The sequence below is a fragment of the Streptomyces sp. NPDC051243 genome, from assembly GCF_044455405.1.
In the GTDB taxonomy this organism is placed as follows: domain Bacteria; phylum Actinomycetota; class Actinomycetes; order Streptomycetales; family Streptomycetaceae; genus Streptomyces.
Window position 1 is genome coordinate 353,807 of the sequence record NZ_JBITES010000002.1, and the last position, 17,843, is coordinate 371,649.

17 protein-coding genes are annotated in these 17,843 nt (G+C 72.4%); 4 read left to right on the forward strand and 13 right to left on the reverse strand.

Going from position 1 to position 17,843, the window contains the following annotated elements; translation table 11 throughout:
- Nucleotide 1: 1 nt before the first annotated feature.
- The 13 genes from ACIBAG_RS05485 to ACIBAG_RS05545 form a co-directional block, all read right to left on the reverse strand.
- Nucleotides 2–1,561 carry an MFS transporter gene (locus ACIBAG_RS05485; RefSeq protein WP_399101240.1) on the reverse strand — a complete coding sequence of 520 codons (1,560 nt, stop codon included), beginning with the start codon at nt 1,559–1,561 and terminating at the stop codon, nt 2–4.
- Entirely contained in the window at nt 1,558–3,036 is a 1,479-nt protein-coding gene (locus ACIBAG_RS05490) for an adenylosuccinate lyase family protein (RefSeq protein ID WP_399101242.1), read from the reverse strand. Before ACIBAG_RS05490 ends, ACIBAG_RS05485 begins: the two co-directional genes overlap by 4 nt.
- Nucleotides 3,033–4,967 (reverse strand): FAD/NAD(P)-binding protein, encoded by a 1,935-nt coding sequence (locus tag ACIBAG_RS05495; RefSeq protein ID WP_399101244.1) that lies wholly within the window; start codon nt 4,965–4,967, stop codon nt 3,033–3,035. The genes ACIBAG_RS05490 and ACIBAG_RS05495 overlap by 4 nt, the downstream gene beginning before the upstream one ends.
- A complete protein-coding gene (locus ACIBAG_RS05500) occupies nt 4,964–5,878 on the reverse strand; it encodes an NAD-dependent epimerase/dehydratase family protein (protein WP_399101246.1) in 915 nt (304 codons plus the stop codon). Before ACIBAG_RS05500 ends, ACIBAG_RS05495 begins: the two co-directional genes overlap by 4 nt.
- A 3-nt stretch (nt 5,879–5,881) precedes the next feature.
- Nucleotides 5,882–6,439 (reverse strand): hypothetical protein, encoded by a 558-nt coding sequence (locus ACIBAG_RS05505; protein ID WP_399101248.1) that lies wholly within the window; start codon nt 6,437–6,439, stop codon nt 5,882–5,884.
- On the reverse strand, nt 6,436–8,109 hold the full coding sequence (locus ACIBAG_RS05510; RefSeq protein ID WP_399101250.1) for a class I adenylate-forming enzyme family protein: 1,674 nt from the start codon (nt 8,107–8,109) through the stop codon (nt 6,436–6,438). The genes ACIBAG_RS05505 and ACIBAG_RS05510 overlap by 4 nt, the downstream gene beginning before the upstream one ends.
- Nucleotides 8,096–8,938, reverse strand: a complete 843-nt coding sequence (locus ACIBAG_RS05515; protein WP_399101252.1) for a hypothetical protein — start codon at nt 8,936–8,938, stop codon at nt 8,096–8,098. The genes ACIBAG_RS05510 and ACIBAG_RS05515 overlap by 14 nt, the downstream gene beginning before the upstream one ends.
- Nucleotides 8,935–10,233 carry a beta-ketoacyl-[acyl-carrier-protein] synthase family protein gene (locus ACIBAG_RS05520; protein WP_399101254.1) on the reverse strand — a complete coding sequence of 433 codons (1,299 nt, stop codon included), beginning with the start codon at nt 10,231–10,233 and terminating at the stop codon, nt 8,935–8,937. Before ACIBAG_RS05520 ends, ACIBAG_RS05515 begins: the two co-directional genes overlap by 4 nt.
- Nucleotides 10,223–10,486 (reverse strand): acyl carrier protein, encoded by a 264-nt coding sequence (locus ACIBAG_RS05525; RefSeq protein ID WP_399101256.1) that lies wholly within the window; start codon nt 10,484–10,486, stop codon nt 10,223–10,225. The genes ACIBAG_RS05520 and ACIBAG_RS05525 overlap by 11 nt, the downstream gene beginning before the upstream one ends.
- 20 nt (nt 10,487–10,506) lie before the next feature.
- A complete protein-coding gene (locus tag ACIBAG_RS05530) occupies nt 10,507–10,782 on the reverse strand; it encodes an acyl carrier protein (protein ID WP_030054531.1) in 276 nt (91 codons plus the stop codon).
- Nucleotides 10,783–10,873: 91 nt separating this feature from the next.
- Nucleotides 10,874–12,295, reverse strand: a complete 1,422-nt coding sequence (locus ACIBAG_RS05535) for a class I adenylate-forming enzyme family protein (protein WP_399101259.1) — start codon at nt 12,293–12,295, stop codon at nt 10,874–10,876.
- A 5-nt stretch (nt 12,296–12,300) separates the two neighbouring features.
- Nucleotides 12,301–13,476 carry a 3-dehydroquinate synthase II family protein gene (locus ACIBAG_RS05540; RefSeq protein ID WP_399101261.1) on the reverse strand — a complete coding sequence of 392 codons (1,176 nt, stop codon included), beginning with the start codon at nt 13,474–13,476 and terminating at the stop codon, nt 12,301–12,303.
- Nucleotides 13,473–14,345 (reverse strand): 2-amino-3,7-dideoxy-D-threo-hept-6-ulosonate synthase, encoded by an 873-nt coding sequence (locus tag ACIBAG_RS05545; protein ID WP_399101263.1) that lies wholly within the window; start codon nt 14,343–14,345, stop codon nt 13,473–13,475. The genes ACIBAG_RS05540 and ACIBAG_RS05545 overlap by 4 nt, the downstream gene beginning before the upstream one ends.
- Before the next feature lie 431 nt (nt 14,346–14,776).
- On the opposite strand from ACIBAG_RS05545, the gene ACIBAG_RS05550 reads away from it, so the two are divergent.
- The 4 genes from ACIBAG_RS05550 (at nt 14,777) to ACIBAG_RS05565 (ending at nt 17,769) form a co-directional block, all read left to right on the forward strand.
- The gene (locus ACIBAG_RS05550; protein ID WP_399101265.1) at nt 14,777–16,120 is read left to right on the forward strand and encodes an MFS transporter; all 1,344 of its coding nucleotides are present in this window, start codon (nt 14,777–14,779) and stop codon (nt 16,118–16,120) included.
- 127 nt (nt 16,121–16,247) lie between these two features.
- Nucleotides 16,248–16,697, forward strand: a complete 450-nt coding sequence (locus ACIBAG_RS05555) for a DoxX family protein (protein ID WP_399101266.1) — start codon at nt 16,248–16,250, stop codon at nt 16,695–16,697.
- A complete protein-coding gene (locus ACIBAG_RS05560) occupies nt 16,694–17,101 on the forward strand; it encodes a Zn-ribbon domain-containing OB-fold protein (protein ID WP_399101267.1) in 408 nt (135 codons plus the stop codon). The genes ACIBAG_RS05555 and ACIBAG_RS05560 overlap by 4 nt, the downstream gene beginning before the upstream one ends.
- Before the next feature lie 26 nt (nt 17,102–17,127).
- Nucleotides 17,128–17,769, forward strand: a complete 642-nt coding sequence (locus ACIBAG_RS05565; RefSeq protein ID WP_399101269.1) for a GNAT family N-acetyltransferase — start codon at nt 17,128–17,130, stop codon at nt 17,767–17,769.
- Nucleotides 17,770–17,843: the final 74 nt, after the last annotated feature.

Consider the following 17,843-nt stretch of genomic DNA (forward strand, 5'->3'; position numbering starts at 1 on the left):
TTCAGTCCCTTTCCCGCTGGTTGTCGACGGCCCGTGCGCGCAGCCCCACGACGGCCGTGACGAACCCGATGAAGGCCAGTACGGCGGTCCAGAACGTGGCCGTGTACATGGCGTCCAGGAAGGCGCGGTCGGCCGTGGCCGCCAGCTCCGGCAGCCGTAGCGAACCGGCCAGCGAGCGGGCCGACTCGGCCGAGGTCCGGGCCTGCGCCGCCGCGTCGGCCGACAGTCCCTGCGGACCGACGGGCAGGGCGGCATCCGCCATGCGGTCCCGGTAGACGGCGGAGAGGATCGAGCCCGTCATCGCCACCCCGAGCGTGCCGCCGACCTGCCGGGTGACGCTGTTGACGGCGGATCCGGCGCCCGTGAGCTGCGGCGGCACTCCGCGCATCATCACGGCCGTGACCGGTGTGCCGACCAGGCCCATGCCGAAGCCCTGCACCCACAGCAGGGCGGCGACGACCGGGATGGGGGTCCGTTCGTCGAACCACAGATAGGCGGCGTACGTGGCCGCCGTGGCCAGGACGCCGGCCGCGATCGTCCAACGGGCCGACAGCAGCCTGCTCATCGCCGGGGACGCCTGGCTGCCCAGGACGACGCCGACTGCCGCGGCGATCATCACCGTGCCGGCCTCGGCGGGGGAGAGTCCGCGGGGTCCCTGGAGGTAGAAGGCGGCGTAGAACAGATGTCCTGCCAGGGCCATGAACGTGATCAGCAGCACCACGCTCCCGGCCGTGAACCCGGGCTGCCGGAAGAGCCGCAGGTCCAGGCTGGGCGCCGGGGATCTGCGCTGACCGGCCACGAAGGCGGCGAGCAGGGCGCCGCCCAGGACGAGCGGAAGCAGGACGTGGGCGCCGTACCAGGTCCGGCCGGTGCCGAGTTCGATGATGCCGTAGACCACACCGCCGAGACCGAGCACCGACAGGGCGAGGCCGGGCAGGTCGAGCACCCTGCGCCCGGGGCCTCTCAGCGCGGGCACCACGGTCGCCACCCCGGCCAGGCACAGGGCCACGATCGGCACGTTGGCCAGGAACACCGAACCCCACCAGAAGTGGTCGAGCAGCACCCCGCCCACGACCGGGCCGACCGCCACTCCCAGTCCGCTGGACGAGCTCCAGATCGCGATGGCCCGGGTGCGTTTCTCCTCCGGGGCGCTCTGCACGATGACCGACAGGGTCGCGGGCATGAGCAGCGCGCTGCCCGCGCCCATGAAGGCCCGCGCCACGATCAGCCAGCCGGCGTCCGGTGCGAACGCGCCTGCCGCGGAGGCGGCACCGAACAGTGCCAGACCGGCGAGGAGGGTGGCTCGCGGGCCGAAGCGGTCCGCGAGCGCGCCGCCCGCGAAGAGGGCACCGGCGAAGACCAGGGTGTAGGCGCTCGCCACCCACTCCAGTTCGGCGGGGGTCGCGCCCAGGCCCTCGGCCGGGTCGGCCAGCGTGGTGACCGCGACGTTGAGGACCGAGGTGTCCAGCCAGATCAGCATCTGGGCGCAGACGACGACCAGGAGGACGGGCCACGAGCGGGTGGGCGACGCCTGTTCCTCGGTCCTGCTGACGATGGTCATCGCGTGCCTTCCTCGTGAGTGGTGAGGCCGAGGTCCCCGGAGTCGGCGGTGACGTCGACGGCCCCGTATCCGCGCAGCGCCCGGTCGACGAGCGCGTCGGCCGCGCCCGTGTAGCCGGCCGGGTCGAGGAGCTGCGCCAACCGGGCGGGGGCGAACCGGGCCGACAGTTCGGCTTTTTCGGACAGCACCTCGGCGAGCGGGCGCCCGGTGTCGGACGCTTCGGCCGTGGCGGCGGTCAGCAGCGATTTCGCCCGTGCCTTCCCGAGCGCCGGGGCGAGTGCCACCGCCAGCCGTTCGGCGACGACGGCCCCGCCGGTCAGCTCGAGATTGGCCAGCATCCGCTCCGGATGCACGACCAGCCCCTCCGCGAGCTCCACGGCCGTGTGCGCGGCCCCGCCGGCCAGCCGCAGCGCCTCCCGGAGCGGCTGCCACTCGGCGTGCCACGCCCCCGCGGGCCGCTCGTCCTCGGCGAGCATGCACTGCGCCAGGACGAGGGCGTGCGCCGGGACCTGACGGGCGGCCGACACGATCAGGGTGGCGAGTACGGGGTTCCGCTTCTGCGGCATCGCCGAGGAGGCCCCGCGTCCGGTCGCCGCGGGCTCGGACACCTCGCCGATCTCGGTGCGGGACAGCGTCTGCACATCGAGTGCGAACTTCCCGAGTGCCCCGGTGACCAACTGCAGCACCGCCGCCAGGTCGGCCACGGGCGTGCGCGCGGTGTGCCAGGGGATCACCGGCTCGGCCAGCCCGAGCTCCCGCGCGAACGGCCGGAGCAACTCCGTACCGTCTCCGCCGTCGCCCTTTCTGCCGTCGCCGTCGCCCTGTCCGCCGTCCAGTGCCGCGTACTCCGCGTACGCGGCGAGCGTGCCCGCCGCGCCGCCGAGCTGGGCCGGGAGTGCGGACGCGACGGCCCGTACCCGGGCCAGGGCGTCGGCGACCAACTGGAGCCAGCCCGCAGCCTTGAGGCCGAGGGTGGTGGGCACCGCGTGCTGGGCCAGGGTGCGCCCGGCCAGCACCGTATGCCGGTGGGCGTCGGCCAGGGCGGCGAGGGCGGCGCGGACACGTTCCAGGTCGGCGGTGATCAGGCCGAGCACCCGGCGGGCGACCAGCATGGCCGCCGAGTCGAGGATGTCCTGGCTGGTCGATCCGCGGTGTACGTACTCGGCGGCGGCCGGGTCCTTGGCGGCGACCAGCTCGGTGAGCGCGGGGACCAGAGCCACCACCGGGTTGGCCGTGGCCCGGGCCGCGCGGGCGAGGGCGGCCAGGTCCAACTGGTCCGCGCGGGCGGCCGAGGCGATCGCCTCCACCGCGGCGGCGGGCGTGCGTCCGACGGTGTACTGGGCCCGGGCCAGCGCCACCTCGGCGTCCAGCATGGCCTGCAACCAGGCCTCGTCGGTCACTTCGGCAGCCGCCGGCGTGTCCGCCCAGGTGGGGGCGAGCAGGCCCGCGTCAGTGCCCACGGACAGCGCGTTCACGTGCGTCGACTCCCTCTTTCGCCTGCCTGATGTGATGTCAAAGAAGGGGGAGACAAAGGGACTTCGTCCTCGGGAGGCAGCAGTGCCGCCCGCGCGATCGCATCCGAGTCCTCCAGAGTCACCGAGCCGACCCCGGGCCTGACCCCCACCGCCGTCACCCAGCGCACCCCCTCCGTCGGCACTCCGAACGCGAACCGGCGCGGGTGCGCCCGGCCGGTCGCGTCCAGCAGCCGGGGCGGGTTGCCGGTCACGGCCAGCCCGCCCGTCTCGTGACCGCCCAGCCGGTACGGCGCGCAGTCGCCGGCAGAGAACAGCGATCTCAGCAGGGGGTTGGCCGTGGCCCGCAGGTAGATGCCGGGCAGCCGTGCCTCGATCAGCGCGTCGACCAGTACCGGCGGCTCGGACACCTGCTCCGCGTCGACGAGGAAACCGCCCTCGCGGGCCGAGGGCCGCACCCGCATTCCCGGTCCGACGACGTGCAGCACCCCGGCCTCGATCAGCGCGATCAGCTGCTCGATCCGGAAGGCCGGCGGGCCGATCGAGGTGAAGGCGTTCAACGGCGTGTACCAGCTGTCGAGTTCGGCGCGGTAGGACTCGCCCAGGACGCCGCCGTGGTCGACCACCAGCCGTATCTCGTTGCGCAGGTCCCGCAGGGCGTCCAGGGCGGCCTTCAGCGGTCCGTCCACATTGCCGAGGCGGGCTTCGGCGACATCCCGCCGCAGGTAGTCCAGCAGCCAGTGCCGGAAGTCGTCGCGACCGGCGAAGACGCGCTCGCCGTACGGGCGCTCGATGCGCCGCCAGTCCCATCGCTCGTCGGCCGGTAACTCGTACCGGTCCAGCAGGTGCGCCTCGGAACACCGGCCGGTGAGGGCAGCCCGTACGAACTCCTCGGCAGCCCCCGCCCCTTGGGACCTGCGGATCCACGCCTCGTGGTAGACCGTCCGGACCTCCCGGTCGATCAGTGGCCACAGGTCGCGGCGGAAGCCGACCGGTCGCCGCCGCAGTCCGGCGATCACCTCCGGGGTCAGGAACCGGGGGTGGTGGCGGCCGAGCGCGCCCTTCTGGTTCTCGCCCCGGGCGTGGTACGGCACCCCGCGCCGCGAACCGGCGTACAGCACCGGCTCGTTGCCGCTCGGGAGGTACACCAGTCCGTTCTCGCTGTCCTTGAACGTGCCGCCGCGGCCCTCGGTCAGCAGCGCCAGATGGTCGAAGAAGTTCAGCCCCAGACCGCGCAGGGCGACCGGTGTGCCGGGCGCGATGCCGGCCGTCACGGCGTCGGCCGGGTTGGCGGGCCCCACATATGTCAGACCATGCCGGGCGGCGAAACCCGCCAGCGCGCGTTCCTCCTGGCCGGGGAGCTGCTCGGCGTGGCCGAGCGCCAGCACCACCGCGTCCATCCGGGCCAGCCGGCGGCCGTCCGCCAGCGTCACCGTCTGCCGCCCGTCGGGGGTGTCGTCCAGCGCGACCGCGGTCGACCGGTGCGTGTGGACCGTCACCTCCTCGGGGGCGGTGCGCAGGAGATGCCGGAACACCCACTCCAGGTAGTGGCCGTGGAACGCCCGGGTCGGATAGGAGTCCGGGCCGAGTTGCCGCGCCTCGTCCAGGACCCGGAGCGGGTAGCGGCCGGTGTGGTCCCGCTCGATCATGCGCGCCCATGCGTACAGGCTGGGTCCCGGCACCGACGGCCCCGCACAGTCCACGCTGTCGTCGGTGAACAGGGTCACCTGGGAGGCGACCGTGTTCATCAGCAGCTCGTCCGGCTGGCCGGTGCGCCACACCGCGCCCGGACCGGGCGGGTACGGGTCGACCAGGTGGACCGCGACCGGCCGGGCGGTGCCTTCGGCGTTGGCGCAGATCCGCTCCAGGACGGACAGGCCGCGCGGGCCGACGCCGATGACGCAGACGGCGAGGACGTCGCCGGGTGCGGTCATTCCTCGCCCAGCCCGTCGCGCCAGCTCGGGTGCAGCGGCTTCCAGCCCAGTGCCGTACGCGCCCGGTCGTTCGCCGCGCCGTGTGCCGCGGTCAGCTGATGGGCCATGAACCAACCCAGCAGCCGGGGCGCGAGCGCCGTCGGGACGGTGCGCGGGGGCGGGGCGCCGAGCGCGCGGGCGTAGTGCGGGAGCCACTGGGCGGCCGGGGCCGGGTCGTCGTCGGTCGCGTGGAAGACGCCGGTCGCCTCGGACTCGACGGCCGCCACGGCCGCCTGCACCGCGTCGTCCACGTGCAGGAACGACGTGATTCCGGCGCCGCCCTCCGGCAGCGGGAGCTTCCCGGCCAGCACCCGCAGCCCGGTCCCGCCGTCCCGGGCGTACGCGGTCCCGGGGCCGTACAGCGTGCCGTACCGCAGCACCACCCCCGCGAGGCCGCTGCCCGCCACCAGCCGCTCCAGCTCGGCGACGGCCCGTACGGTGGCGGCCCAGCCGGGATCCGGGGCGTCCACGTACAGCGGCGCGTCCTCGTCGAGGGCCGGCGGCCCTTCCGGCACGGCGGCGAAGGCGATGGACTGCGCGACCAGCCGCCGTGCTCCGGCCGCGCGGGCCGCCTCGATCAGGTTGGCGGTGCCTTCCGTGCGCAGCCGCGCGGTCTGCGCGAAGGCCGCCGGAGGGTCGTCGCGCAGCAGCCTCAACGCCGTCAGTTGGTGGACGACCACCTCGGGCCGGGCGGCCGACACCGCCGACAGCACGGCCTCCCGGTCGAGGGCGTCGGCGACGACGACGTCGTCCGCCTCCGGGGCCCGCGACGCGTCCCGTACCAGTGCGCTCACCTTGTGGCCCCGTGCCCGCAGCGCGCCCACCAGCGGATGTCCGATCACGCCGGTGGCCCCGGCGACCAGCACACGCATACGTCAGCCCTCCCCGCCGGCGGTAAGGGGCGTGGCGACCCGCATCAGCAGACGGCACGCCTTGTCGCCGTCCCGCAGGCAGCTTTCGGCTCTGTTCTCCGTGAGGGTCACGCCGAGCCCCTCCGACCAGCCCGCGTGGATGTCCGTGCAGGGGCAGCGGTAGCCCTCCAGCGAACCGGCCATCCGCACCATCGTGACGGCGAAGCTCCGCTTCAGGGTGAGCACGATCAGGTCGTCGTCCTCGACCTCGGTGGAGGCGTTGCGCAGCTCGGGCGGGAACATCCGATCGCCGCAGTCGTCGTAGCGGCGGCGCAGTTCCTCCAGGTCCTTGCGGGTGTCACCGGTGTCGGGGAGCGGACCGGCCAGGCGGCCGACGCGCTGTGCGACGCTCAGGGCGATCCTGCGCAACGCCTCGGCGTTGATCTCGTTGGCGGCCTCCTGCCCGAACCGGGCGGCCACTCCCTGGTACCAGTTGGCGTCGTGCTGCCACCACAGCCGGTAGGCCTCGCTCGCCCGGGCGCGGTGGTTGACGCCGTCGCCGTCTGCTGTGCTCGTGCTCATGCGTGCTGCTCCTCGGCGGCGAACCTGTCGCGCATCACTCGTTTGAGAACCTTGCCGGTGGCGCCCTTGGCCACGTCGTCGGGCTTCATGCGCAGGGCCCGGTGCACCGGGGGGTATCCGGCGGCCGTCAGCACGGAGTTCACGCGCTCGGTCCACGCCTCGTCGTGGGCGCTTTCTCCGTCGGCACCCTCTCCGTCGGTCACCTGGAGCAGCGCGTACGCCTCGCCCTCTCCGTCGCCGTCCCAGTCCGCCCGTACGCCGTCCGGGGCGATGCCGACGACCGTGCAGTCGGCCAGCTCGGGCAGTTCGGCCAGCAGGAGTTCCTCGGTGCGGGTGCTGAAGACGATGCCGGCCCGGGTGCGGACGGCGTCCGGCGCGCGGTCGAGGTGGTAGAAGTTGCCGTCCTCGTCCTGGTGGGCGAGGTCCCCGGTGAGCCAGTAGCCGCCGAGCCGCATCCGGTTCCAGGTCAGCGAGTCGTTCCAGTAACCGGGCGTGAGCGTCGGGGACTTCAGGCCCAGTCGGCCGATCTGCCCGGGCGGCAGCGGGATGCCGTCCTCGGAGAGTACGGCGGCCTCGGCGAAGCTGATCGGTCTGCCGATGCAGCGCGAGTAGGCGTCGGTGTCCTTGGTGTGCCGGTTGTGGAAGACGGAGTAGCCGGCCTCCGACGAGCCGAGCCCGTCCACGAAGACCGAGCCGTCGACCCGTACGCGGCGCAGGTCCTTGCCGATCGTCTGGTGACTGCCGTGCTGCACCAGGGCGCGGATGTGCGCCTCGTGCGCCGCGTCCCCGGTGTTGAACCACACCTGCACGCTCGACAGATCACGTCTCGTCAGGTCCTCGGCGGCCATCTCGCCGAACGTCCCGGCGAAGGCCAGCACGGTGGTCGGCCGGAACTCCTCGACGGCGTCCAGCACATCGGCGCCGCGCTGGCTGGACAGGAGCTTGATGTCGGTGCGCAGCAGCAGGCAGTACAGCAGCGTCGCCACCATGGCGTTGTGCGCGCCCGGCAGCCCCACCAGGGTGCGCTCCATGTCGGTCCCGGTGGAGTAGCGCAGCCGGTGCAACTGGGCGTACATCAGGGTCCGGTGGGTGTGCGGCACGCCCTTGGGCATGCCGGTGGTGCCGGAGGAGTGCGAGATGAGCACCGGGTCGGTCGGGTCGTGCCGGTACGGGTACGACGCCGGCAGCGAGGCGCGGTGCTCCGGGCGGATGCCGGCGGCGGTGACGCGGAAGCCGAGCCCGCAGTCCGCGAGCACCTCGCGATGAGCCTCGTCCGTGAACGCGCCGACCGCGCCCTGGCGGCGTACGTACTCCCGGGCGATCTCCGGGGCCAGATTGCCGTTCACGAACGACGGGATCGCGCCGAGGGACGTCAGCGCCAGGAAGTTCACCGCGAACTCGGCACTGGAGTACGAGTGGAGGGCGACCGGGTCGCGGGGCCGTACACCGTGGGCGGTGTACCAGCCCGCGTACGTCTCGACCGCCTCGTACAGCTCGCCGAGGGTCAGCACCTCGGGGCGGCTGCCGTCGGGCGCCTGCCAGGTGCCGTCCGTGCGCAGTACGGGTTCGTCGAGCGGGCGGCCGTACGCCTTCAGGCGTGCCAGGACGTTGCCGGCGCCCAGTTCGGTGTCGGAGCAGATCCGCGCCCGCTCCTGCCTACTGATGAGCATGGGTCTCCGTATCGTCGGCGGTGTCGGTGGTATCCGTGGCGAGGACGAACGCGGCGGGGCCGGGCAGGAGCAGGTTCCCGCCGTCCCGCAGCAGCCGTCGGTGGGCGGCGGCCAGGTCGAACAGGCCCTGGATACTGCCGGGGCGGTCGACGGCCCCGGCGTCTGCGTCTGCGTCTGCGTCGGCGGCGGCGGGGGTCTCCGCCTGCCGGACCGTCACCGGCGTCCCTGCTCCCGGGCGGCCGAGCAGCACCGCGGCCGCCAGACCGGCGGATGCGGGGAGGTCCGGTACCGGGCTGTCGCCGTCGGCCGTCAGTTCCCGGTGGACGGCGGCCAGCCGTTCGCTGCCGCCCAACTCCACGCCCAGCACCAGGACCCGGTCCAGCTCCGGGTCCTCCAGCAGGAGATCCGCCATGGCCAGCAGTTCGGTCACCGGGTCGTCGAAGGTGGAGATGCTGAACATCTGCCCGGTGATCTGGGACTCCCGGCTGGTGTGGCCCAGTACGGAGTTGGGCGTGGCCTGCATGAACAGCAGCGGGTTGTGGACCTTGCCGGACACCATGCGCGTGCTGGCCAGGTCGGCGGTGGTGGTGTCGCCCAGCAGACTGGCCAGCGCCACGGCGGTGCGGGCCCCGTCACCGGGCCGTTCGGTCAGGCACTGTCTGCTCACCTCGTACGCCAGCGGGCTGAACGCGGACTCCACGAAGCCGGGCAGCCTCGGCAGCGGGATGTCGTCGTCCCGGCCCGTGCCATGGGTGGCGGTGGCGCTGGCGAGGATGCCCAGGGGCGCCCGGAGTACGTTCTTCTCGCCCGTCGTCGTCAGCTTCGTCACGGCCGCTCCAGCACGAGTGCGGTGTTGGCGCCGCCGAACGCGGCGTTGACGGTGAGCGCCCGGCGCAGGTCGGCCTGGCGCGGCCGGTTCGGCACGTAGTCGAGGTCGCACTCCGGGTCCGGCGCGGTGAACCCGGCGGTCGGCGGCAGTACGCCGTCCGTCAGGGCCAGCAGCGTGATCACGAACTCCACGACGCCCGCCGCCTCCAGCAGGTGGCCGGTGGTGCTCTTGGTGGAGCTGACCGGTATCGACTCCGCCCGGTCCGGGAAGGCGGCGCGCAGTCCGCGGGTCTCGGCGCCGTCGTTGTACTTGGTGCCGGTGCCATGGGCGTTGACGTAGCCGAGGGCCGCCCCGTCCGGATCGCCGGCCAGCCGCATCGCCTGCCGTGCCGCCCGCGCCAACCCCGCTCCCTCGGGATGCGGTTGGGCGATGTGGTGGGCGTCCGTGGCCGCGCCCCAGCCCACCACCGACGCCAGCGGCCGGGCACCCCGGCGACGGGTGTGCTCGGCGGACTCCAGCACGACGACCGCCACCCCGTCGCCCAGCAGCAGCCCGCTGCGGTCCGCGCTGAACGGGCGCACCATGCCGTCCCGGGAGAGCGCCCGCCCGGAGTCGAACTTCCCGAAGGTCTCCTCCTCCACCAGGTAGCCGCCGCCGCAGACCGCCACGTCGGTCCGCCCGGAGGAGATCAGCCGGCAGCCGTGGATGATCGCGGCGGCGGAGGCGACGCAGGCGTTGGTGAAGGTCAGCCGCGATCCCGTCAACCCGAGCCGTGCGGCGAGCAGTTCGGTGAGCCGGGCGGGTACGGCATCGGCTGCCCGCTCGGACATGGCGGCCCGCTCGGACATGGCGGCCCGGTCGGCCTCGGCGGCCCGGTCGGCCTCGGTGGCCCGCTCGGCCACGCCGCCCGCGCCCGTGCCGGTACCGGTGTCGGTGCCGGTCTCGCCTTCCCCGCCCCCGCGCCAGTACCGCGTGACGCTCGTGTGGTCGCCCGCGACGCCGAGCAGGACGGCCGCCCGGGTGCCCGGGCGCAACCCCGCCATGTCGAGGGCCTGCGTACCGCACTCGGCGAGCGCGTGACGCAGTGCCCAGTCCTCGACCGCGTCGGGGCCGTCGGGGGCGGCGGCAGCCATCGGCGTACGGTACGGGCCGGTGTCGAACCGGGTGGTGGGCGCGAACGCGGGGACTCCCGCGAAGACCCCGCGCCGCACAGCGTCGGCGCCGCTGCCGAACGCGGTGCGCACCCCGAATCCGGTCACCGTGACCTCAGCGCTACCGCTACCCCTACCGCTCATCGTGGCCGCCCTCCTCGACGGCACGCAGGTACGCGGTGAGCCGCCGCAGTGAGGTGAGCCCGGAGAGTTCCTCGTCGCTGGGCTCCACGACCAGGCCGTGGCGCTCCTCGATCACATGCAGGAGCCACACCAACCCGAGTGAGTCCAGGACCAGTTCGGCGTCCTCGTCGAGATCGTCGGGCAGTCCCGGGAAGATGTTGCGGTCCGACAGCAGTTCGCGGACGGAGTCGGTGGTGAAGGTGGCCGTACTCATGCCTTCCCTCATGCCTTCACTCACGCCTTCGCACCGCGACGGATCACCTCGGCGACGAGTCCGCCGAGGGTCAGGGAGGCCAGCGGCTCGATGTCGGTGTCCGGTATCTCCACGCCGAACCGCGACTCCAGCCGCAGCGTCAGCTCGATCAGGCTCAGTGAGTCCACTTCCAGCCCGCCGACGGTCATCGGGCTGTCGTCCGTGATGCCGTCGCGGCTCAGCAGGACGTTCATCTCGTCGATGACCGCGGTCAGGACGAACTCGCGGATCTCGTCTTCCAGGGTCGACGTACTCATGATCGGTGTCTCCAGAGAATGATTTCGGTGAGAGGGTCGAGCGACCAGGGGTGGGGGAGACCAGGGGCGGGGGAACCGCGCGGTACCCGGCTCACACAGCGGAGTGCGTACGCAGCACCGCCGCCTGGCGCAGCAGCTTCCCGTTGGACGTGCGGGGCAGGGCATCGAGCACCCGGATCAGCCGCGGCAGCTTGTAGTCGGCCAGCCGTTCTCGGCACCACCGCAGCAGTTCGGCCTCGGACGGCCGCTCGGCCCCGTCGGCCACGGCGACGTACGCCTCGGTCACGCCCTCGTGGACCAGGACCGCCTGCTCGACCGCCGGATGCTCGCGGAGCACGTTCTCGACCTCGGACAGGTCCACCTTGAGGCCGCCGATCACGACGAGGGAGTCGGCGCGGCCGTGCACCCGCACCGTCCCGGAGGCGTCGACGGTGGCCCGGTCCCGGGTGTGCAGCCAGCCGTCCTCGTACTGGGTGCCGCCGGAGTCGAAGAGATACGGAGACTCGTCGAGGGCGACGTCCAGTTCGCCCCGGTGCTCCCGTACCACCACGCCCGGTGCGGCCGGGCCGACCGCCGGCCGCAGGGTGCCGCCGGCGTCCATGGCGACCACACCGGTCTCCGTGGTGCCGTAGGACTCGCCGACCGCGATCCCGTAGCGTTCCGCGAAGCGTGCCGCGACCTGCGGGGGCATCAGCTCACCGCCCGACACCGCGACGCGCAGCTCGGGCAGCGCGGGGGGATCGGAGGCGGCGGCGAGCAGCTCGTAGTGCATGGGCACCCCGAACAGGGTGGTGACGCGGTGCTCCACCGCGGTCCGCAGGATGTCGCGGGCGGAGATCCGCGGGGCGAAGACGACCTGGACGCCGGCCACGAGCGAGTGCAGCAGCCCGGCGATCAGACCGAAGCTGTGCGCCGTCGAGCTGAGCAGCAGCAGCCGGTCGCCCGCCGCGGGCATACCCGGAACGCGGGTGAACCGGTCCACCTCGGCGGCGAGGGAACGGGCGGTTCTGCCGATCACCTTCGGCCGCCCGGTGGAGCCCGAGCTGAACTGGACCAGCCGGTGGCCGGTGCCGGCCGGGCGACCACCGCCGAGGCGCTCGGTGACGACCTCGTACTCGGACCGGAAACCGAACGTCGCCCGGACGTTGACACCCGCGCTGACCATGAACTGCGGTCGGCAGGTGGCGCGGAGCGCCGCCACCTCGGCCGGTTTGAGCCGGAAGTCGAACAGCAGCACCTGGGCGCCGAGCCGCCACAGCGCGAGCAGCACCTCGACCTGGGTGAAGCTGGGCGGTGTCCGCAGCCCGACGGTGCTGCCCGCGCCGATGCCGTATCCGGCGAAGACCGCGGCCTGCTTGGCCACCCGGTCGCGCAGCTCGCCGCGGGTGAGGAGCTCCTGGCGGTGGGCCAGGTAGGGGAGTGCGTCGTCGTGCGCGTCGAAGAGTCTTCGGACGAGGTCGGTCATGCCGTCGTCGGGCCCGTCCGCCGTGAGCTGCGCCGCGAGTTCGCGCATGGGGCTCAGACCTCCTTGCAGAACTCGCCGATGGGCAGGCCGACATGGCGCTTGTCGGTGGCCAGGTAGCCGAGCAGCTCGTCACCCGGCTGGAGTTCGGTGACGTTGAGGACCTTGCCGCCCGGGCCGAGCACCCGCACGTGCCAGTCGTCCTGCACGGTCAGGCTGACCAGCCGTCCGTCCTCGGCGTGCGTGCGGATCTCCAGCAGCGGCCGGGACTCCAGCTTGGCGCGGCCGACCACCACCCGCCGGGTGCGCCCGTCGGCGCCGACCGCCAGCAGGGCGGTGCCCGAGCCGACCTCGCTGAGGTAGCTGGTGCGGTTGTCGGGGCCGAGCGTGTACGAGTGCAGGGCACCGGCGTTGACCCGGAACGGCCTGGTCGGCATGTACGGCAGCGGGTGGGTCTCGGAGCAGCACAGCACGAACCCGGAGGAGTAGGAGCCGACGAGGATGCCCTCGTCCTCCTCGAAGTGGGAGCAGGTGTCCACGCAGACCCGGTCGCCGAGTCCGACGTGCCGGATGCTCTCCACGGTCAGCGTGGACAGCTCCAGCTGCGGTGTGGAGGCCTGCAGCAGCCGTGCCAGGGCGAACACGTCGTCGGCGCCGCGGGGCGTGAACAGGATGCCGTCCGAGCCGCGCTCCAGCACGTCGAAGACGATCGCCGCCTCCTCCAGGCCGTCGACGACGGTCACCAGCTTTCCCTCGGCGGACTCGGCCGCGGCGAGCACGATCTCCAGCGGGATCTTGGTCGGGTCGGCGAAGTGGATGACGGTGTACGGAAGCGCCATGGCGCCCGTGCACGACAGCTGCAGGGTTCGGTCGTCCCGTACGTCGACGAAGCCGGCGACGGGGGTGCCGGTGCGATGGTCGGCGGCGAGGGCGTCCAGCTCGTCCTGGGTGGCGAACTTCCGCAGCAGGACGTCGTGTCCGGTGGCGGGCCTGGTCTCCTTCGAGGGCTCCTTGGCCGCCTTGTCCCCCGTGTCCTTGTCCTTGTCGGTGGCGGTCTTCTTCGCGGCGGGGGCCTGGGGCATCAGCACCCGGGTGACCGTCGGCGGCAGGGTGGCGAGCAGCTCTGCGTCGGCGGAGACCACGCCTGCCATCCGGGCGTGGACGGCCGCGTCCACGACCGCCTGGATCTGCTGTCGGGGGACTTCACGGAGATCGATCCATGCGAATCTCATGCGACACCTGCCACGATCGTCGAGTAGTCGGTGGGGGATGTGGTGGGGGAACTCGTGGGGGAGCCCGCGGGGGAACTCGCGCTCATGCCGGTGGCGCCGCCCGCCTCCGGGGCCCGCCCGTGCACGACGGAGGCGAGCCGGGACACCAGCGCACGGGGGGAGGGGGCCGAGAAGATCCGGCGGCCGATGGCCAGCCCCCGGCAGCCGGCGGCCATCACCGCGGTGCCGTACTCGACGAGGTCGGAGCCGTCCGGCGGACCCCCGGCCGCGAGGATCGGGATGGGGCTGTCCGCCACCACCTCGGCCATCCGCTCCAGCGGCAGGGCGACGGAGGTCTTCACCATGTCCGCGCCCAGGTCCGCGGCCACATTGGCCAGATGCGCGAGCAGGGCCGGGTCACGCGGGTCCGTGATCCGGGGGCCGCGCGGGTAGATCATCGCGATCAGCGGCATCCCCCACGCGTCGCAGGAACGCGCCACGGCGCCGAGATCGGCGAGCTGCTGGGCCTCGGTGTCCGAGCCGATGTTGACGTGGACGCTCACCGCGTCCGCACCGAGCCGCAGCGCCTCCTCGACGTCGGCCACCAGGACCTTGGCGTGCACGTCGGCGGAGTGGGCGGTGCTGGCACTCAGGTGCACCACGAGCGCGCAGCTCTTGAGGATGTCAGGCGCGAAGGCGCGGGCACGTCCCTTGTGGACGATGACCCCGTCGGCCCCGCCGTCCACCAGCGCGCGCAACAGGTCGTCCCACTTGTCGGCGGGGACGATCGGGCCGTCCGAAACGCTGTGGTCGAGCGGCACGAGAAGATGTCGGCCATCCCCGGCCAGCGAAAGTCTTCTCAAGCGAAATAGCTTGCCGGTTTTCAGCATGCGTAATTGCCTTCCCCGTCCGGAGAACCTTGGTCCGCAGTTCCTTCCAATGTCTGAAAATCGACGGTTGTACAACTTTCAAGTTCCCCCGAGCGTCAGCATTTCGTGCGCGATCGGCCGTTGGCAAGGTGCAGTGGCGGTCGAATATTTATTCAAAAAATTGCATGAATATTGACAGCTGGTTGACAGGAGTTGGGGGTTGACGCCCCGGGCGGGTGCACCCTCGGGCTGTTCCGGGCGCAGTTCTATGCATAAGGCCGATCTGTCCGCACTCATAGCCGCATCAGGCGTTTCGTCGCTGGTAACGCGTGTAAATTGACTATTCCACTGTCCGGCTTTTCGAACGGCCTGGCTTCCTCGTCGAATTCCTTGTCGAAATTCAATTCCACGGCTTAGGGTGCCTTCCACCCCACCGTCGGAATGGATTCCCCATGCCCGAATCACCGCCACCTGCCGCGCCCGTGACCGCCGCGTCCCCACGGCCGGCGCCGACCGGGACCGCCCGGACCAATGCGCCGCGGGTCGCCGCCGCGAGCCTGGTCGGCACGACGATCGAGTACTACGACTTCGCCGTGTACGGCACCGCCAGCGCGCTCGTCCTCGGACCCGCCTTCTTCCCCTCCGGCAACGCGACCGTCTCCTCGCTGGCCGCCTTCCTCACGTTCGCCGCGGCCTTTCTCGCCCGCCCCCTCGGCGTCGCGCTGTTCGGCACGATCGGCGACCGCCTCGGCCGCCGCCGCGCCCTGGTCGCCTCGCTCCTGCTGATGGGCGTGGCCACCGTCGGCGTAGGACTGCTCCCCACCTACGAGACCGCCGGACTCCTCGCCCCCGTCCTGCTGGTGACGCTCCGTCTGCTGCAGGGCGTGAGCATGGGCGGCGAGTGGGGCGGCGCGGTGCTGCTCGCCGCGGAGCACGCGCCGCCCGGACGCCGCGCGCTGTACGCGTCCATCCCGAACGTCGGCCCCTCGCTCGGCTTCCTGCTGTCCAGCGCGGTCATCCTGCCCACCCTGAACATCGCGGGCCGGGACGGCTTCGCCGACTGGGCCTGGCGGATCCCGTTCCTGCTCAGCACCGTGCTCGTCGTGATCGGCCTGTGGGTGCGTACGGCGGTCTCCGAGTCACCGCTGTTCACGCGGCCGGCCGAGGCGCCCGCACCGACATCCCGCTTCCCGCTCGGCACGCTTCTCGCCCGGCATCCCGGCAGGCTGCTGCTCGGCATCGGCGCCGCGCTGGGCGGCTCGGCCGTCTACTACCTGACGATCGTCTACAGCCTGTCGTACGGGCCGAAGGAACTCGGCATCCCGCAGAACACGATGCTGACCGCCGCGAGCATCGGCGCGGCGGCCGGAATCGCCGTCACCCTCCCGGCGGCCGGGCTGGCCGACCGGATCGGCCGACGCCCGGTGATGCTGACCGGAGCCGTGGGCAGCGTGCTGTGGGCCGTACCGATGTACGCCTCGCTGAGTTCCCGCGACCCCTGGCTGATCACCGGCGCCTACACGGTCGGACTCGCACTGCTCGCGCTGATGTTCTCGCCGGTGGCGGCCTTCCTCCCCGAACTCTTCCCGGCGCGGCTGCGCTACACCGGTGCCTCCGCGGCCTTCATCCTCGCCAACACCCTCGGTGGCGGTTTCGCCCCGCTGGTCGCCACCTGGCTGAACAGCCACTGGGACTCACCGCTCGTCCTCGGCTTCTACACCGGCGGACTCTGCCTGCTGAGCCTCCTGTGCCTGCTGGCCCTGCCCGAGACCCGCGACCACGAGTTCGACGCCTGAAGGCATGTCGCGGCGACACAGCGCGACGCCGAGCCCTGACTCCTGACGTGCGCCGGGCTCGGCGTCGTGGGCAAAGCCGATGTGCGGGCGATTGCCGACCCCCCTGATCTGACGTACCGTCAGGTCCATGGACGCGATCTGGCTCACAGGTGCCGAATGGCTGGCCGTGCTCCGGATAGGCCTCGGGCTGTGGTGGCTGGAGAGCTGGCGGCACAAGGACAGGAAGAGCTGGTTCGAGGGCGCCGGGATCGCCTGGGCGGCGGACGTTGCGGGCAAGCACCGCTGGAACGCCGTACGGTCCGGCTTCCAGGTCGTCGTCGCACCACGGCCGCGCACCATGGCGTACGTCGTCCTCTACGCCGAACTGGCCCTCGGGCTCGGCCTGATCCTCGGGTTCCTGACCCCGATCGCCCTCCTCGGCGGGCTGCTGCTCAACGGCCTCTACTTCGCGCTGATGATCCACGACTGGGCCGAGCAGGGGCAGAACTCGATGATGGCGCTGATCTCGCTGGTCGCGCTGTTCGGGATGTCGTGGCAGTCGTGGTCGGTGGACAGCGCGCTGGGGCTGTTCCGATGAGCGGGCAGCGGTACGACATTCCAGAGGCCGACGCCTTCACGCGGACGTACTGGGACGCGGCGGCGAACGGGCGGCTGCTCATCCGCCGGTGCCGCACCTGCGGCCGCGCCCACCACTACCCCCGCGAGTTCTGCCCCCACTGCTGGAGCGAGGACGTGACGTGGGAGCCCGCGAGCGGCCGGGCCACCCTCTACACCTGGTCCGTCGTACACCGCAACGACCTGCCGCCCTTCGGGGAGCGGACACCCTACGTCGCCGCGGTCGTCGAACTCGCCGAGGGGCCGAGGATGATGACCGAGGTCGTGGAGTGCGCGGACGCCGGGCGGCTGAGGGCCGGGACGGAGCTGGAGGTGGCCTTCCGGGACGGGGTGCCGGTGTTCCGGCCCGAACCGCTGACGTGCTGATCGTCAGGTCGTTTCAATAGGGCGGCATGAGCCACGCCGACGACAGCCACTTCGACCACCGCGTCCCCGCCCCTGCCGGCCACCCCTCCCCCGACCTGCACGGCCACGGCCTCCACCTGCGCCCCTGGGACCCGGACTCCGAGGCCGACGTCGAGGCGTGGTTCCGGGGGCGCACCGACCCCGAGTTCCGGCGCTGGAACACCCCGCTGAGGATCACCACCGACCTCGACAGCGCCAGGGACTCGCTGAGCGACACGGCGTGGAACACGGCGGAGGGCACGGCGGCGTCGTACTGCGTCACCGACGCGGCGACCGGCACACCCCTCGGACACATCGGCGTCAACCTCATCAACCCGGTGATGAAGTCCGCCCGCGTCGGCTACTGGGTTCTGCCCGAGGCCCGCGGTCGTCGCGTCGCCACCCACGCGCTCTCCCTCGTCGCCCGCTGGGCTCTCACCGAGCCGGGCCAGAGCCTTGGTCTCGGTCTGCACCGCCTCGAACTCGACCACGCCGTAGGCCACGATTCCTCCTGCCATATCGCCGAGCGCTGCGGCTTCCGCTACGAGGGGACGCTGCGCGGCGCGATGTGGGAAGCGGGGCGGCACGACGCCTACCGGGACATGCATCTGCACGCGCGACTCGCAGCGGATCCGGACGTCGACGTGTAGGCCGGCGGACGCGAACGTCAACCTGTGGGCCCGTCGTCACGTGAATCCCGGGCCCTCCGACGCCCGCCTGGGAG

Excerpts from the sequence above, each read along its gene's own strand:
- ACIBAG_RS05510 (WP_399101250.1), bottom strand. The coding sequence starts at position 8,109 with ATGCTCATCAGTAGGCAGGAGCGGGCGCGGATCTGCTCCGACACCGAA.
- ACIBAG_RS05565 (WP_399101269.1), top strand. The coding sequence starts at position 17,128 with ATGAGCCACGCCGACGACAGCCACTTCGACCACCGCGTCCCCGCCCCT.
- ACIBAG_RS05555 (WP_399101266.1), top strand. The coding sequence starts at position 16,248 with ATGGACGCGATCTGGCTCACAGGTGCCGAATGGCTGGCCGTGCTCCGG.
- ACIBAG_RS05535 (WP_399101259.1), bottom strand. The coding sequence starts at position 12,295 with ATGCGCGAACTCGCGGCGCAGCTCACGGCGGACGGGCCCGACGACGGC.
- ACIBAG_RS05520 (WP_399101254.1), bottom strand. The coding sequence starts at position 10,233 with ATGAGCGGTAGGGGTAGCGGTAGCGCTGAGGTCACGGTGACCGGATTC.
- ACIBAG_RS05485 (WP_399101240.1), bottom strand. The coding sequence starts at position 1,561 with ATGACCATCGTCAGCAGGACCGAGGAACAGGCGTCGCCCACCCGCTCG.
- ACIBAG_RS05500 (WP_399101246.1), bottom strand. The coding sequence starts at position 5,878 with ATGCGTGTGCTGGTCGCCGGGGCCACCGGCGTGATCGGACATCCGCTG.
- ACIBAG_RS05530 (WP_030054531.1), bottom strand. The coding sequence starts at position 10,782 with ATGAGTACGTCGACCCTGGAAGACGAGATCCGCGAGTTCGTCCTGACC.
- ACIBAG_RS05525 (WP_399101256.1), bottom strand. The coding sequence starts at position 10,486 with ATGAGTACGGCCACCTTCACCACCGACTCCGTCCGCGAACTGCTGTCG.
- ACIBAG_RS05550 (WP_399101265.1), top strand. The coding sequence starts at position 14,777 with ATGCCCGAATCACCGCCACCTGCCGCGCCCGTGACCGCCGCGTCCCCA.
- ACIBAG_RS05505 (WP_399101248.1), bottom strand. The coding sequence starts at position 6,439 with ATGAGCACGAGCACAGCAGACGGCGACGGCGTCAACCACCGCGCCCGG.
- ACIBAG_RS05560 (WP_399101267.1), top strand. The coding sequence starts at position 16,694 with ATGAGCGGGCAGCGGTACGACATTCCAGAGGCCGACGCCTTCACGCGG.
- ACIBAG_RS05495 (WP_399101244.1), bottom strand. The coding sequence starts at position 4,967 with ATGACCGCACCCGGCGACGTCCTCGCCGTCTGCGTCATCGGCGTCGGC.
- ACIBAG_RS05540 (WP_399101261.1), bottom strand. The coding sequence starts at position 13,476 with ATGAGATTCGCATGGATCGATCTCCGTGAAGTCCCCCGACAGCAGATC.
- ACIBAG_RS05545 (WP_399101263.1), bottom strand. The coding sequence starts at position 14,345 with ATGCTGAAAACCGGCAAGCTATTTCGCTTGAGAAGACTTTCGCTGGCC.